Here is a 13,925-nt window from a genome sequence, read left to right as displayed (position 1 = left end):
AGGTATTAGGAAGAAAGTTAAGGATTAATTGTTATTAACAACTCAATTTTGTTGTTGATTTTTAGGCCAAGCATGAATAATTGCTTTAACCAAAGTCGCAAGCGGGATCGCAAAAAATATGCCCCAAAATCCCCATAATCCGCCAAAAATGAGTACGGCAATAATAATCACAATAGGATGAAGATTAAGTTTTTCAGAATATAATAGTGGCACTGTTACATTGCCATCAAGCATCTGTACAATAACATAAGCAGCAATAAGGATCGCAAATTCAGTATTTAATCCCCATTGAAATAACCCGACTAAAATTACCGGAATTGTTGAAATAATAATACCAATATAGGGAATGATCACCGACACGCCGACGATAAAGGCTAATAATAGAGCATAATCTAACCCTAAAAACCAAAATGGAATATACATAAAAATGAACAAAATCATTATATGCAGCACGCTACCTACAATATAATTACCAATTTGCTTATCCATTTCACTCGCAACTTTATCCAGAACCACCCTATTTTTAGGTAAAATCTCAGAACAATAATCCCAAATTTTTTCTTTATCTTTTAATAAAAAAAACATCATAATTGGGACCAATACGGCATTAACAATAACTGAAACTAAGCTAAATATCGACACAATTGAAAACTGCAGTAATGAATTCCCTGTTTGAACGACTTTATCTTTAATACTTTGGATCAGAGAGTCAAATAATCCTACATCGATTAGTTCAGGAAATTTTTCGGGTAATGTGGTTAAAAGTTGATTTAAAAAGGTCAACATGGCTGGAATGTTACGGACTAAACTAATACTTTGTTGCCAAATTAAAGGTAACAAAATCATCACCCCCAGCAATACAATTGAAATAAAAATTAGTAATACAACAATTACTGATAACGTTCTTGGCAATCCTTTTTTGCTTAAATACTTAACAGGAGTATCAAGTAAATATGACAGAACTACAGCAACAATGACGGGTAATAAAATTTGATTAAAAAAATAGATAATAATAAATAAAGACACAATCACGATAACTAAGGAGGCAACATTAGGATCACTAAACTGTCGACGATACCAGTCCATAAATATTTTTAACATCGAGACTCTCGCACTAATTAATAAGATAGCATATTTAATATATATTAAATGATTAACAAATTTTAGTCTCTATTTATTAATTGTGTTACTGAGGCGCTGTTGTCTACGCTTAATATAGAGAATATCTCTAATAATTAATAACAGTAAAACAAAAAATAGCAGGCAACAAACTAATACCGATATTTTGCCCCACCAGTCAACAAAAACCGCACCGATTGTCGCACCAATACAAAAAAATAAGATAATAGTCAAGTAACGTAACCCTTTTACTAAAGAGTGACTATCTTTATTTGAAATCGCAATAAAGAGTAGTTCCATTGCCGAGCGTAAATTACCCGTACACATGGTACTCGTATACGGAGCACCACAAATTTTACGAAAGCTGCCAATTTGAATCGAGCACATAAATGAAATTGCAGCAGTTACTACAACTTGTGGTGTATTGTCGGGTGAAAATGCGATAATACATAAAATGATGATTTCAGTAATGAGCACCCAAATATAGAAACTGCCAGAGAGTTGCTTGAGTAAATATTCAGTAATTAGGATCCCAACAGAAAATGCAATAATCGGAATTAAATAGTGGAAAAAATTAATATAGTCACCGTTAATCAGACTGATGCCCAATAACACCATATTCCCTGTTTGAGCATTCGCAAAAACCCCGCCATAACATAAAAACGAGTAGGCATCTAAAAAACCGCCAACGATAGCTAGCAATAAACCAATTTCTAATTTTTCGTGTAAAGGTGTGTTTTTATCAGTTAAGTGGATCATAAAAGTGAGTAGTCAAGGTATAAAATAGTTGGCTATTATACGCTAATTACAATGATTCTCAATTTAACATTATGTAATATCAAAAATAATCTAACATTCTAATTTATTTAAATTATAAATTTCATCATGTTATTTTTGCTATGTACTGTGCTTGTTATATATTCTAATAAAAAAATTAAAATATTAATTGGGTTTGCGGATAAAATAACAATAACCACCAATGATATGAGCAATAAAAACGCTAGCTAATATTAGACGCACGTGCAGAGAGTCAAAAAAAATAAATGGAATAAGTAAGGCGATAAATACCACCAATAGCATTTTTAGTAATTTTTTAGGTGTTACCCGCTTTTCAATTAATGTTTGCTGAACGTATTTTTGATAATATTTAGAATGGATTAAATAACTATGTAATTTATCTGAGCTATTCATCCAAAGATATGCTGTCAGCAAATAAAATGGCACGGTCGGTAACAAGGGTAAAAAAATACCGATTGTCCCTAATAAAAATGATAAAAAGCCAAGCAGCATAAATAATTGTTTTTTCATAGCGAAATAATTGTTAATTAGATTTAGTTAAATTCATTCTGTAATTGAGTATAAACCAACCCATCGGTTCTGCCATAAGCTAATGGAGTAACCGCTATGTAGTTAAGATTCGTTGCGTCAAGTTCTCTGTTTGGTGTAGAAATGCTATCACTATGCTTTGCTCTAAACCAAAAATAATTATTATTTTCTGGATCTTTGACAGCGGTAATCGTTAGTCCATCAACCTCTGCGTCACCCTGAGTAGTTAACCGGATACCTTGTACTTGTTGTGGTTCACAATTGGGAAAGTTAACGTTCATACAAATGTGACTCGGCCAGTTAATATTGAGTAATTTTTCAATTACTGACTTTGCATAATACTCAGAAACATCCCAGTTGATTATTCCGCTTCCTTCTTTAGTCACTTGGCTAAATGCAATAGAGCGGATCCCCATAACCATTGCCATCATCGCGCCACCGACGGTGCCAGAAAGCACGGTCTCGAATCCTAAATTAGAGCCATTATTGATACCAGACAAGACTAAATCAGGCAAGTTATCACGCATTAGATATCTAATCGCAAATGAGGCACAATCAGCTGGCGTCCCATAAATAGCGTATTCATGTTCAGATCGTTGAACTGCACGAAATGGCGCTTTTAAACTTACAGCACAAGAAACACCACTTTGATCAATAGCAGGAGCAACAACCCAAACTTCGTTAGCAATCGATCGTGCAATGTTTTTAAGTAGTAACATTCCCGGTGCGTCAATACCATCATCATTTAATAATAAAACTCGATTAAGTAACTTATTGTTCATAATAGCCCTTTTATAATATTAAATTATTATGCATAGGCCCGCTATTATATACTATATTTCATAATTTACCTGCGCGCAGTCAGCTAAAATAATAATTATCTATTAGCACAAGCTACGCTAACAATTAGCAGGTCTCGGTTAAAACAATATAAATGATTATTTTTTACAATCATTTTGTCAAAATACGGATAAAAGGGTATGATAATTACCATAAATTTTGCTTCTTGATAACATAACCATCATCACTAGCCATGAAACATTTTTTAGCTCGGCACGCAACAATGCGCCATCGTTTATATTCCCTCTACTACACTACATTTAATTATGGGCGCAGTTTTCTTATATTATTTATTTGTTTATCAGTTGGTAATGTTGTTTCAAAGCTTCTACCAATTACGATACCGGGTAGTATTATTGGTCTATTAATTTTATTTTTTTTGCTCGTATTCCAGCTTATTCCCTCTAAATGGATCCGTAATGGTTGTAACCTATTTATGCGCTACATGACTATTCTATTTATTCCTGCCGCGATGGGGATCATGGATAACTATATTTATCTACTCGATGGCTGGGTGCCCATTTTAATTGGTAGTACCATCAGTACATTCATTGTTATGCTATTTATTGGTTGGCTAACTCAGCATTTACAACCCGCAATTAGCCCCTCTTTAGAAACTAATGAGGAACAAAAATAATGGTTTGGATGTTACCGTTAACGATAATTGTATTTTTCTTAATTAGACGACTGGCGATTAAGATAAAAAGTACGTTATTTAATCCATTGGTCATATCAACTATTGTGCTAATTCCAATCTTACTACTTACAGGCACATCTTATCCTGATTATTTTCATAATGTTCGCTGGATTAATGACTTGCTACCTTATTCTGTCGTCGCACTAGCCTACCCGCTATACGAAATGTTGCCGCAAATTAAATCGCGTTGGAAGTCAATTCTATTTATTACCTTTATTGCCTCGTTATCATCAATGATATCTGGTGTATGCATCGCTTTTTGGTTAGGCGCCAATACCGAAATCGCCGCTTCGCTTTTACCAAAATCAGTCACCACCGCCATCGCGGTTACGGTTGCAGAAAATCAAGGTGGTGTCCCTTCAATTACCGCATTAACCGTTATTCTGGTCGGTATACTGGGCGCACTTTTTGGTCATCAGCTACTTAATTTATTCAAAATAAAATCTGCCGCGGCAAGAGGATTAGCCATGGGCAGTACATCGCACGTTCTTGGTACGGCAAGATGTATCGAAGTAAGTTACCATGAAGGAGCATATAGTTCTTTAGCCTTAGTTTTATGTGGTATTATGACATCGCTAACCGCGCCGTTTCTATTTCCAATCATTGTTATGCTGCATAGTTGGTTATAAGGAAAAATTAATGATAAAAAAAATAGCCAAATATCTGCTTCTGTTATTTATTATGATGATAATTATAATATTTCTATTAGATTATTGGATTAGCTTAAAAACAGAACCTTATATTTACCATAATGCTGATGATATTTCCCATAGTTCTGTTGGGGTTGTTCTTGGAACGTCGAAATATATCAAAGGCGGTGGAATCAATACTTTTTATAAAAATAGAATTGATGGTGCAGTAAATCTTTATAAATCAGGAAAAGTAGATTACTTATTAGTTAGCGGTGATAACGCATTGAGAAGCTATAATGAACCCATCACGATGAAACGAGACTTATTAAAAGCAGGAGTGCCAAACTCAGCCATTGTACTCGACTATGCTGGTTTTAGAACATTAGATTCGATTATTAGAGCGAATAAAGTATTCGATGCAAATAATTTCACTATTATTACTCAAGAGTTTCACTGTGAGCGAGCGTTATTTATTGCCCTATCTCAAGGGATCGACGCCAAATGTTTTTCCGTTCCAACACCGAATAACATCAACGTAATTAGACTTCGTGAAATGTTAGCAAGAATGAGTGCCTTTCTTGATATTTATATACTCAATCGAGAACCTAAATACCTCGGCCCAGTTATACCAATTATGTCTGAAATAGATAACTCGGGTAAAATGGATGAAAATATTGACTTGTTGGATCAATAATCTCATAATTTAGATTGCATTTTTATGCAATAAAATATAATATTTAATCAGTTTTAATTTTAAATATTAGTTAATGCAATTTATGAACATCAAATTAGACCATATTAATTGTTTTTATGGCTCACATCAGGCTTTATGTAATATCTCATTTAGCTATCCATTAGGTGAAACAATCGTACTACTGGGACCCAGTGGCGCGGGTAAAAGCTCGCTATTAAAAGTGTTTAATCTGCTTGAAGTGCCCGCCTCTGGCACAATGACAATCGCTGATATTGCCTTCGATTTTGCGCAAAAACCAGCCGAGCAAGCAGTTAAAAAATTACGCACAAATGTTGGTATGGTTTTTCAAAATTACAACTTATGGCCGCACCTTACTGTTTTGGATAATTTGATTGAAGCACCCTGCCAAGTATTAAATATGCCGAAGATAGACGCTATCAATAAAGCGCATAAAATTTTATCAAGATTACAGCTAGATATGATGAGTGATCGCTACCCTCTTCATTTATCTGGCGGTCAGCAGCAGCGAGTTGCAATTGCAAGGGCATTAATGATGGAACCAAAAATTTTATTATTTGATGAACCTACTGCGGCATTAGATCCAGAGATAACATCACAAGTAGCTGAAATTATTAACGAACTTTCAGATACAGGGATTACTCAAATTATTGTGACTCACGAAGTTGACTTTGCTAAGAAAGTTGCCTCACAAGTCATTTATATGGAGAAAGGCGAAATTATTGAACAAGGTGATAAGTCTTGTTTTATTCACCCTATTTCCAAACAATTTCAACTATATTTATCTCATTAATAAGAACTGAAATAAAGGTGAGCTTATGAAAAAAATTTTACTAACTGTGGCATTAGCCAGCGCTGTATTTACTGCCTCAGCCAAAAATATTACGTTTGGTTTAGAAGCAACTTATGCGCCTTATGAATTTTTTGATGAAAAGAATCAACTTATTGGTTTTGATATTGATATCGCCAATAAAATCTGTGAACAATTACAATATACCTGTAAATTTACTAATCAATCTTTTGATAGCTTAATTCCGAGTTTAAAAACCCGCCGAATTGATGCTGCTATTTCGGGTATAGACGTCACACCTGCACGCCAAGAACAAGTTGATTTTACCGATTTTTATTACACTGATAATGCTGCTACATTTACGGTAAATAAAGATAGCTTTAAAACAATTGATGAACTTAAGGGTAAACGTGTTGGGATCCAAAATGGAACCACCCATCAAAAATACCTAATGCAAAAACATCCTGAAATCGAAGTGATTAATTATGATAGCTATGAATATGCTATTTTAGATCTTAAGGCTGGAAGAATTAATGCTACGCTTAGCGATTCAGCTGTTGCTGATGATTGGTTAAAAAACAATCCAACGTTAGTTCAACTTGATGAAAAAGTAACAGATCCTGATTTTTTTGGTTCGGGATTAGCGATTGCGGTTCGTAAAGGTAATGTTGAACTTTTGACACAACTTAACCAAGCGTTAATGCAAATGAAAGCCGACGGTAGCTATGATGCGATTTACCAAAAATGGTTTGCCAAGAAGTAGCAAATACGATTAGCGAACTGATATACGCCGCACTTAGCGGCTATTTTCTTTTAATGAAATGATATAAATAGACAAATTTGAATTATGTTTGATTGGTTAAATTATTTTTTACCACTATTAGAAGCAACAAAAACAACCCTTTTTCTGGCAGTAATATCACTAGTAATGGGTTTGTTACTTGCATTTTTATTTACCATACTTGAATCATGGCGATGCAAGCCTATTGCATGGCTAACATCGACAATAGTTACGATTATTCGATCATTACCTGAAATACTGGTTGTTATTGCTATTTATAATGGTATTCCGTTTTTACTGATTTTTTTAGCGGATAACGTGCTAGCGGGTGGACTTGATTTGTCGATCCCATTAGGCTTTACTGAATTTAATTTGCATTTAGAAATCACTAATTTTGATATTAGTCCTATTTTATGTGGAATTATTGCCCTATCCTTGCTCTATGCTGCCTATGCATCACAAACTTTACGTGGCGCATTTAAAGCTATTCCCGTTGGACAAAAACAAGCGGCAGAAATCTTGGGGCTCAGCAAATCGCGTACTTTACTTCATATTATTATGCCTCAAATTTGGCGACATGCACTGCCTGGGCTGGGTAATCAATGGTTGGTTTTATTAAAAGATACCGCCTTAGTCTCCTTAATCACGGTCAATGATATTATGATGCAAACACGTAGCATCATAGCAAACACACATAATCCCTTCACTTGGTATTTAATTGCTGCTGCTATTTATTTAATAATATCGTTAATTAGCCAAAGACTACTACAAATACTAGAAACAAAAGCGCTTTATTTTGAAACGACTTCAACTGTGGCGAAAAAATAAGGAGCAATATACATGTCAGATAAATTCTTCTACTATTTATCAGTCCTAGCAAAAGGATTACCGGTTACCCTTTCATTAAGCTTTGCGGGTATTATAACCGCATGTTTAATCGCCATAATCCTATCCGTCTCACTTACGACGACTAAAAAATGGTATATCACTAAACCAATTAAAACGTATGTGGTACTGTTTACGGGTACGCCATTACTTGTTCAGCTGTTTATTATCTATTATGGTCCTTCGCAATTTACGTTTATCAGCGAACATTTACCAACCTTATGGAACATTATTTCTCAGCCTTGGTTTTGTGCTTATGTTGCCTTAACATTAAATAGTGCAGCATATACTACACAGATATTTGCTGGTGCAATTAAAGCTGTACCACAAGGCCAATGGCAAGCGTGTATCGCGCTGGGAATGAATAAAAGACAATCATTAAAAGTCATTTTGCCTTATGCTTTAAAGCGTGCTTTATCAACCTATTCAAATGAGATCATTTTTGTCGTTAAAGGGACAGCCTTGACATCAACCATCACATTAATGGATATTATGGGGTATAATCAATATCTCTATGGTACTTACTATGAATTTTCAATATTTGTCCTGACAGGTTGTATTTACCTCTTGATAAATGGTTTGTTAAGCATCATGATGCGATTGGTAGAGAAACGGGCTCTGGCATTTGAGAATCTTGAACATTAATGTTAATTAATATTGTGATTATTTTTTATGAAACAAAAGAGTTTTGACTCAGTCTCATTTTTAAAAACGGTCCCTCATAAGCCAGGGATTTATCAAATGTTTAATGACAAAAATGTTATTATTTATGTTGGTAAAGCCAAGGATCTAAATAATCGCCTAAAAAGTTATTTCAATAGCAGTGTAAAAACCTTAAAAACCGATCTATTAGTCAGTCATATTGACCATGTCGAGTTCACTTTAACGAATACCGAAACAGAAGCATTATTACTTGAACAAACTTATATAAAAAAATATCAGCCACGCTATAATGTATTGCTAAAAGATGATAAAAGTTATCCATTTATCAAAATAAGTAAAGAAAGGCATCCTCAACTATCACTCTATCGTGGCTCAATTAATCGCAAACAAGATGAGTTTTTTGGTCCCTATCCTAGTTCTTATGCGGTTAAACAAATTTTAGCCTTGATGCAAAAAACCTTTCCAATCCGTCAATGTACGAATGCGACTTATGCAAATCGTAGTAGACCTTGTTTACAATACCAGATAAAACGCTGCCTCGGCCCTTGCGTTGCAGGACTTGTGACTGATGAAGAATATAACGAGCAAGTCAACTATGTTAGATTGTTTTTACAAAACCAATCAGATCAAGTGGTCACAAAAATAACCAGCGATATGCTAAAAGCGAGTGAGAAGTTGGAATTTGAAAAAGCGGCTAAATTGCGCAATCAGCTGCAAGCGATTAATAAAATAAAAGAAGAGCAAGCTATTTATAACAATAATGATAATTTAGACACCATCGGTTTTCATTATCAGTCAGGCATTGCTTGTGTATATGTCCTGTTTATTCGTAATGGGCAGACATTTGGTCATAGGGCATATTACCCTAAAATTCCATCAAATACAGAGCTTGAAGAGGTTATTGAAACATTTTTAGGTCAATTTTACTTACAAGGTAATGCCAACCGCAATATACCTAAAAAGATTTTATTAAATTATTCACTATCTGATAAAAAATCGCTGGAAGATAGCTTGTCACTTGTCGCAACTCATCAAGTCAAAATTATTGATGAGCCAAAAGGAAATAACTTAAAATTACTTAATATTGCGATTGATAATGCGCAAAAAGAGGTAAAAAACAAGTTATTACAAAGTTCAACGATTAAGCAACGTTATACTGCACTCTGTGAATTTTTAGGTATCAAACAGATTACGCGAATGGAGTGTTTTGATATTAGCCATTTTATGGGTAAAAATACCGTAGCATCATGCGTTGTATTTGATGATAAAGGACCAGTTAAATCCGAATTTCGCCGCTATAACATTACAGGAATCACTGGCGGTGATGATTATGCTGCGATGGAACAAGTATTAACCCGGCGTTATGATAAAAAGCGACTTCCTGAAGACAAAATTCCCGATATTATTTTTATTGATGGCGGTAAAGGTCAGCTCAATCAAGCGCTACAAGTTTTTAACGCATTAAATGTCGAGTGGAATAAAAATCACCCTATTTTAATTGGCGTTGCTAAAGGCTCTGAACGTAAAGAAGGACTTGAAACACTCTTTTTTGAAGCTCACGGTAAAGGCTACTATCTTGACTCTCACTCACCCGCGCTATTGCTTATTCAACAAATACGTAATGCCTCGCATAATCATGCTATTGTAGGGCAAAGGAATAAAAATGCTAAGCAGCTGACAGATAGTGCATTGGAACATATTGAAGGAATAGGTGCCAAGCGACGCCAAGCATTACTCAAACACTTTGGTGGACTACGTGAGCTAAAAAGTGCCACTATCGATGAAATTGCGCAAGTACAAGGTATATCAAAACCATTAGCAGAAAAAATTTACAATAACTTACAGCAATAATCTGAATAATCAATTGAAAGATGAGCATTATTAGTGCAACATAATCGTTATTAATTTGTTTTCTTCTACCAAAACTAATCATTTGATTTATTTGTTATTAATTTAGAGCTAGATTATGAAACTCAATATACCAATCTATTTAACTTTATTTCGAGTCATTCTTATCCCATTTTTTGTATTAGCTTTTTATTTGCCATCAGAATGGTCAGCTTTTTTTACTGCTCTTATTTTTTTAGTTGCCGCCTTAACCGACATGCTTGACGGTTATTTAGCAAGACGCCTTGGTCAAACCACTCGCTTCGGTGCATTTTTAGATCCTGTCGCTGACAAAATAATGGTAACCATTGCGCTAGTTATTGCAACTGAGCATTATGATGCTTGGTGGATCACGATTCCGGCCATTATTATGATTTCGCGTGAAATAATTATTTCAGCTTTACGAGAATGGATGGCTGAAATTGGTAAACGAAAAAGTGTTGCGGTATCGATAATTGGTAAAATAAAAACGATTGCACAAATGACCGCCTTAACTTGGCTACTTTGGCGCCCTTGCGACTTAGTGATTTATGCAGGTGTTATTGCACTCTATATTGCCGTCATTTTAACATTATGGTCAATGTTCCAATATCTCTGGCATGCTCATGGCGACCTATTAGATGACCTTGAATGATTCAAATTTAACCAATCAATCGACAATAAGTAAAATTATTCTTGATGTAAAATTTCAGCACCGTATAATGCATGGGTTTTCAGCAAATCACTGTGCGAAAACGCCCGGGTGGTGAAATCGGTAGACACAAGGGATTTAAAATCCCTCGGCCTTTTGGCCGTGCGAGTTCAAGTCTCGCCCCGGGCACCATTTGTATACCAAATCTCTATGCGGGAATAGCTCAGTTGGTAGAGCGCAACCTTGCCAAGGTTGAGGTCGCGAGTTCGAACCTCGTTTCCCGCTCCAGTTCACGATTTATAGTCTTTTATAATCAAACACTTAGCGGTGTTTTCTCTTTTAAAATCAGTCAGTAAGCCTTGTTTCGTACTCCATTAAAGAGTACTGAGGTGTACTATAATCCACTCGTAAGTGGTACATCCAACGGTACATTGAAATAAACAATCGGTACATTGGATTTTTGACTGACTTTTAGTTCTATCCTCTAATAATTGGAATCTCCTTTTTTCTATTTTGTTGTTGAGGAGATTATCTATGGCCCTGTCTGATGCCTTAGTAAAACATTGTAAACCCAAACTAAAAGCTTATACCTTAAAAGATATTGAGGGGTTAGCCTTATTTGTCTCTCCCTCAGGATCTAAATCATGGCATTTTCGATTTACGCTTGGGGGAAAACGTCAACGTATTTCATTAGGATTATACCCTGATATCGGGCTTGCTGAAGCAAGGCTGTGTTGTCAATCTAACCGCGCATTAGTTAAGCAAGGCGTATCGCCCGTTTCTACAGAGACCAATTCATTAGTTTTGGCCGCTATGCCATTAGGCGCTAATGTCCCGACTAGTAGCGACGCATCAGTTGCTTCTGATAATAAGCCAATACCCGTTGTTTGCTCCTCCGTAGAATCATTTGCTGCCTTTAGTGTGCGTTGGAAATTATTTAAGTTTCGTAAACTGGGATTAGATAAGACCGATAAACGACAAAGTACTGCCGTACAAATTGAACGGTATTTGCGTAAAGATATGCTGCCCGTGTTAGGTGAGTTGCCAATGGATCGAATTGGTAAGGCGGATGTGCTTAAGGTGTTACGGGGTATTGAGGCACGAGGAGCCTTGTCGATTGCGGAGAAGTGCCGTGGTTGGTTGTTTGAGTTGTTTCAGCATGCGCAGGCTGAGGGGTTGATTGGGTGTAATCCAGCAGCGGAGATGGCGGTATTGGCGTTACCTAAACACCCAACCCAACATAATCCGTTTTTACGGCAAGAAGACCTACCTGCCTTTTTGATAAAACTGGCAGCCTATCAGGGCGCAATCCAAACCAAGTTAGGCATTTATTTATTATTACTCACCGGTGTACGTACGGGGGAGTTACGCCAGGCAACTCCCGCACAGTTTGATTTGGAGAAAGGTCTTTGGTGTATACCCGCAGAGCAGGTAAAGCAGTTGCAACGCTCAGTAAGGCATAATGGAGGTATTCCGCCTTATGTGGTGCCGTTATCTAAGCAAGCCATTAGTGTTGTTAAGGAGTTGCTGTCGTTGATGTATCCTTGGCAGCCTTTTTTACTCTGTCATCGCTCCTACCCTAAGTTGCCGATTAGTGAGAATACACTGAATTGTGGGTTAAAGCGATTAGGTTATGACGGTCGTTTAACGGGGCATGGTATTCGGGCGACGTTGTCTACAGCACTGAATGAGTTGGATTATCCTAAGCAGTGGATTGAGGCGCAGTTGTCACATTCAGATAAGGATCAGATACGCTCTTCTTATAATCATGCTCAGTATATTGAACAACGTAGAAAAATGATGCAGGATTGGGCTGATCGGTTAGATGAGTGGCAACGAGTTGGGTTTGCGCAAGTGCAGGGTAAGGCGAGTTAGTTGAGTAGGTTGTGTTTTGCTCAATGAGTCGGTTGTTGTTTAAAGGGGGATGGTTTTCTGTGATTTTATTTAATGGTAGTCGCGGTTATGTATGGGCTATTCCCCTACTCTTTTATTTGTAGTGTTAGTTGTTTTGTTTTTTTGGTCAATATAATCAGGGCTAATAGGATGTCAGCTTTGTTTTTAAGATTGCATTTTAATTTATTATTTAGTTATTTTCGAAGATTTTAGCTATATTATCAAGCTCATTCAAAGCAAATTACACTATTATTATACTGCACTGGTCACAGCAAATATTTTATTCGCCCGCGAATAAAGTTTTTGACAAGAGACTCCTCAATTATTTTATTCGACCCCGAATAATTTTTTTGACAGAAATTTTACCGTAAAATTATTCAACTGCTAATAATTCGTTTATCGGCAGAGTAATACGGTGCCCACCAAGCTATTTTTACCCCACCTATTTTTAATTTATAGTTTTAGTGAATTTTAAGCACATAATTATACGTTTATTGGCGATATTTGAAGATTTTATTCTAAATCTATTTTGCGTTTACCTCCTTCGGATTTGTAAGGAGGTGAAATATGCAACGGCGATTTTGTTTTTTTGCTTTTTTATGCCAGTGATTTAGCATGTACTAAATGGGTCGGTGTTTATCATTAATCCATGAGGTACATTATGCCCAAATCAAGCAGTGAATTAGTTGAGTACGTACGTAGGCATTTAGACAATAAAAAAAAGGATACCACGGAAGGTACGTACGCGTTATCAGAGCAGATAAGTTATCCACCGTTGTTCAGTCTATTAGCCAAAGACCAACAACAGGATGCGCTAAAACAGTTGTCAGCACTGCCTTTATCAACGCAGCAACTGCTGCTTAATGAATGGCAAGCACGCTGTTTGGCACAACAAATTCGTAATCCTGCGGGGTATTTGTTTGGGATGATTAAGAAGGCTCAGCAAGGGGCTTTTAGGGCAACTCATTTGGCGCAGCAATCAAAGGGGTAGAATTAACGAATGGGTTAGATATTTTTTTAAGACAAATGTCTGTTTAGAGCGAACAGCAGACATTTACTCAACTCTTTG

At 36.0% G+C, this 13,925-nt stretch carries 15 protein-coding genes and 2 tRNA genes; 13 read left to right on the top strand and 4 right to left on the bottom strand.

The genetic code is table 11. The annotated features are described in order from the left end of the window. Window positions 1-42: 42 nt before the first annotated feature. The 4 genes from RHO12_01540 to surE form a co-directional block, all read right to left on the bottom strand. A complete protein-coding gene (locus RHO12_01540; GenBank protein ID WVD66465.1) occupies window positions 43-1,101 on the bottom strand; it encodes an AI-2E family transporter in 1,059 nt (352 codons plus the stop codon). Between the two features lie 69 nt (window positions 1,102-1,170). After that, window positions 1,171-1,878: a YoaK family protein gene (locus tag RHO12_01535; GenBank protein WVD66464.1), complete on the bottom strand. Its 708-nt coding sequence runs from the start codon at window positions 1,876-1,878 to the stop codon at window positions 1,171-1,173. A gap of 183 nt (window positions 1,879-2,061) precedes the next feature. Continuing rightward, window positions 2,062-2,427 (bottom strand): YbaN family protein, encoded by a 366-nt coding sequence (locus tag RHO12_01530; GenBank protein WVD66463.1) that lies wholly within the window; start codon window positions 2,425-2,427, stop codon window positions 2,062-2,064. A 23-nt stretch (window positions 2,428-2,450) separates the two neighbouring features. Further along, window positions 2,451-3,227: a 5'/3'-nucleotidase SurE gene (gene surE, locus RHO12_01525; GenBank protein WVD66462.1), complete on the bottom strand. Its 777-nt coding sequence runs from the start codon at window positions 3,225-3,227 to the stop codon at window positions 2,451-2,453. A 251-nt stretch (window positions 3,228-3,478) separates the two neighbouring features. On the opposite strand from surE, the gene RHO12_01520 reads away from it, so the two are divergent. The 13 genes from RHO12_01520 to RHO12_01460 all read left to right on the top strand — a co-directional run bounded on the left by RHO12_01520 (window position 3,479) and on the right by RHO12_01460 (window position 13,847). Continuing rightward, complete coding sequence (locus tag RHO12_01520; GenBank protein WVD66461.1) at window positions 3,479-3,922, top strand: CidA/LrgA family protein; 444 nt, start codon at window positions 3,479-3,481, stop codon at window positions 3,920-3,922. Continuing rightward, a complete protein-coding gene (locus RHO12_01515; GenBank protein WVD66460.1) occupies window positions 3,922-4,611 on the top strand; it encodes a CidB/LrgB family autolysis modulator in 690 nt (229 codons plus the stop codon). Before RHO12_01520 ends, RHO12_01515 begins: the two co-directional genes overlap by 1 nt. A 10-nt stretch (window positions 4,612-4,621) precedes the next feature. Beyond that, on the top strand, window positions 4,622-5,308 hold the full coding sequence (locus RHO12_01510) for an ElyC/SanA/YdcF family protein (GenBank protein ID WVD66459.1): 687 nt from the start codon (window positions 4,622-4,624) through the stop codon (window positions 5,306-5,308). 82 nt (window positions 5,309-5,390) lie between these two features. Continuing rightward, window positions 5,391-6,119 carry an arginine ABC transporter ATP-binding protein ArtP gene (gene artP, locus RHO12_01505; GenBank protein ID WVD66458.1) on the top strand — a complete coding sequence of 243 codons (729 nt, stop codon included), beginning with the start codon at window positions 5,391-5,393 and terminating at the stop codon, window positions 6,117-6,119. A 25-nt stretch (window positions 6,120-6,144) separates the two neighbouring features. After that, window positions 6,145-6,879 carry a transporter substrate-binding domain-containing protein gene (locus RHO12_01500; GenBank protein WVD66457.1) on the top strand — a complete coding sequence of 245 codons (735 nt, stop codon included), beginning with the start codon at window positions 6,145-6,147 and terminating at the stop codon, window positions 6,877-6,879. An 84-nt stretch (window positions 6,880-6,963) separates the two neighbouring features. After that, a complete protein-coding gene (artQ, locus tag RHO12_01495; protein WVD66456.1) occupies window positions 6,964-7,725 on the top strand; it encodes an arginine ABC transporter permease ArtQ in 762 nt (253 codons plus the stop codon). A 12-nt stretch (window positions 7,726-7,737) separates the two neighbouring features. Further along, the gene (gene artM, locus RHO12_01490; GenBank protein ID WVD66455.1) at window positions 7,738-8,427 is read left to right on the top strand and encodes an arginine ABC transporter permease ArtM; all 690 of its coding nucleotides are present in this window, start codon (window positions 7,738-7,740) and stop codon (window positions 8,425-8,427) included. Between the two features lie 27 nt (window positions 8,428-8,454). Then, on the top strand, window positions 8,455-10,296 hold the full coding sequence (gene uvrC / locus RHO12_01485; GenBank protein WVD66454.1) for an excinuclease ABC subunit UvrC: 1,842 nt from the start codon (window positions 8,455-8,457) through the stop codon (window positions 10,294-10,296). Window positions 10,297-10,411: 115 nt separating this feature from the next. Next, window positions 10,412-10,966, top strand: a complete 555-nt coding sequence (gene pgsA / locus RHO12_01480) for a CDP-diacylglycerol--glycerol-3-phosphate 3-phosphatidyltransferase (protein ID WVD66453.1) — start codon at window positions 10,412-10,414, stop codon at window positions 10,964-10,966. Window positions 10,967-11,068: 102 nt separating this feature from the next. Then, window positions 11,069-11,155, top strand: a tRNA-Leu gene (locus RHO12_01475). A 20-nt stretch (window positions 11,156-11,175) separates the two neighbouring features. Then, window positions 11,176-11,251 (top strand) — tRNA-Gly (locus RHO12_01470). Between the two features lie 246 nt (window positions 11,252-11,497). Further along, window positions 11,498-12,838 carry a tyrosine-type recombinase/integrase gene (locus RHO12_01465; protein WVD66452.1) on the top strand — a complete coding sequence of 447 codons (1,341 nt, stop codon included), beginning with the start codon at window positions 11,498-11,500 and terminating at the stop codon, window positions 12,836-12,838. A 679-nt stretch (window positions 12,839-13,517) separates the two neighbouring features. Next, a complete protein-coding gene (locus tag RHO12_01460; GenBank protein WVD66451.1) occupies window positions 13,518-13,847 on the top strand; it encodes a hypothetical protein in 330 nt (109 codons plus the stop codon). The last annotated feature ends 78 nt before the right edge of the window (window positions 13,848-13,925 follow it).

Source organism: Orbaceae bacterium lpD02, assembly GCA_036251875.1.
Lineage (GTDB): Bacteria > Pseudomonadota > Gammaproteobacteria > Enterobacterales > Orbaceae > Orbus > Orbus sturtevantii.
The sequence above is the reverse complement of the archived record's forward strand: the minus strand, read 5'-3'. Positions and strand labels throughout refer to the sequence as shown.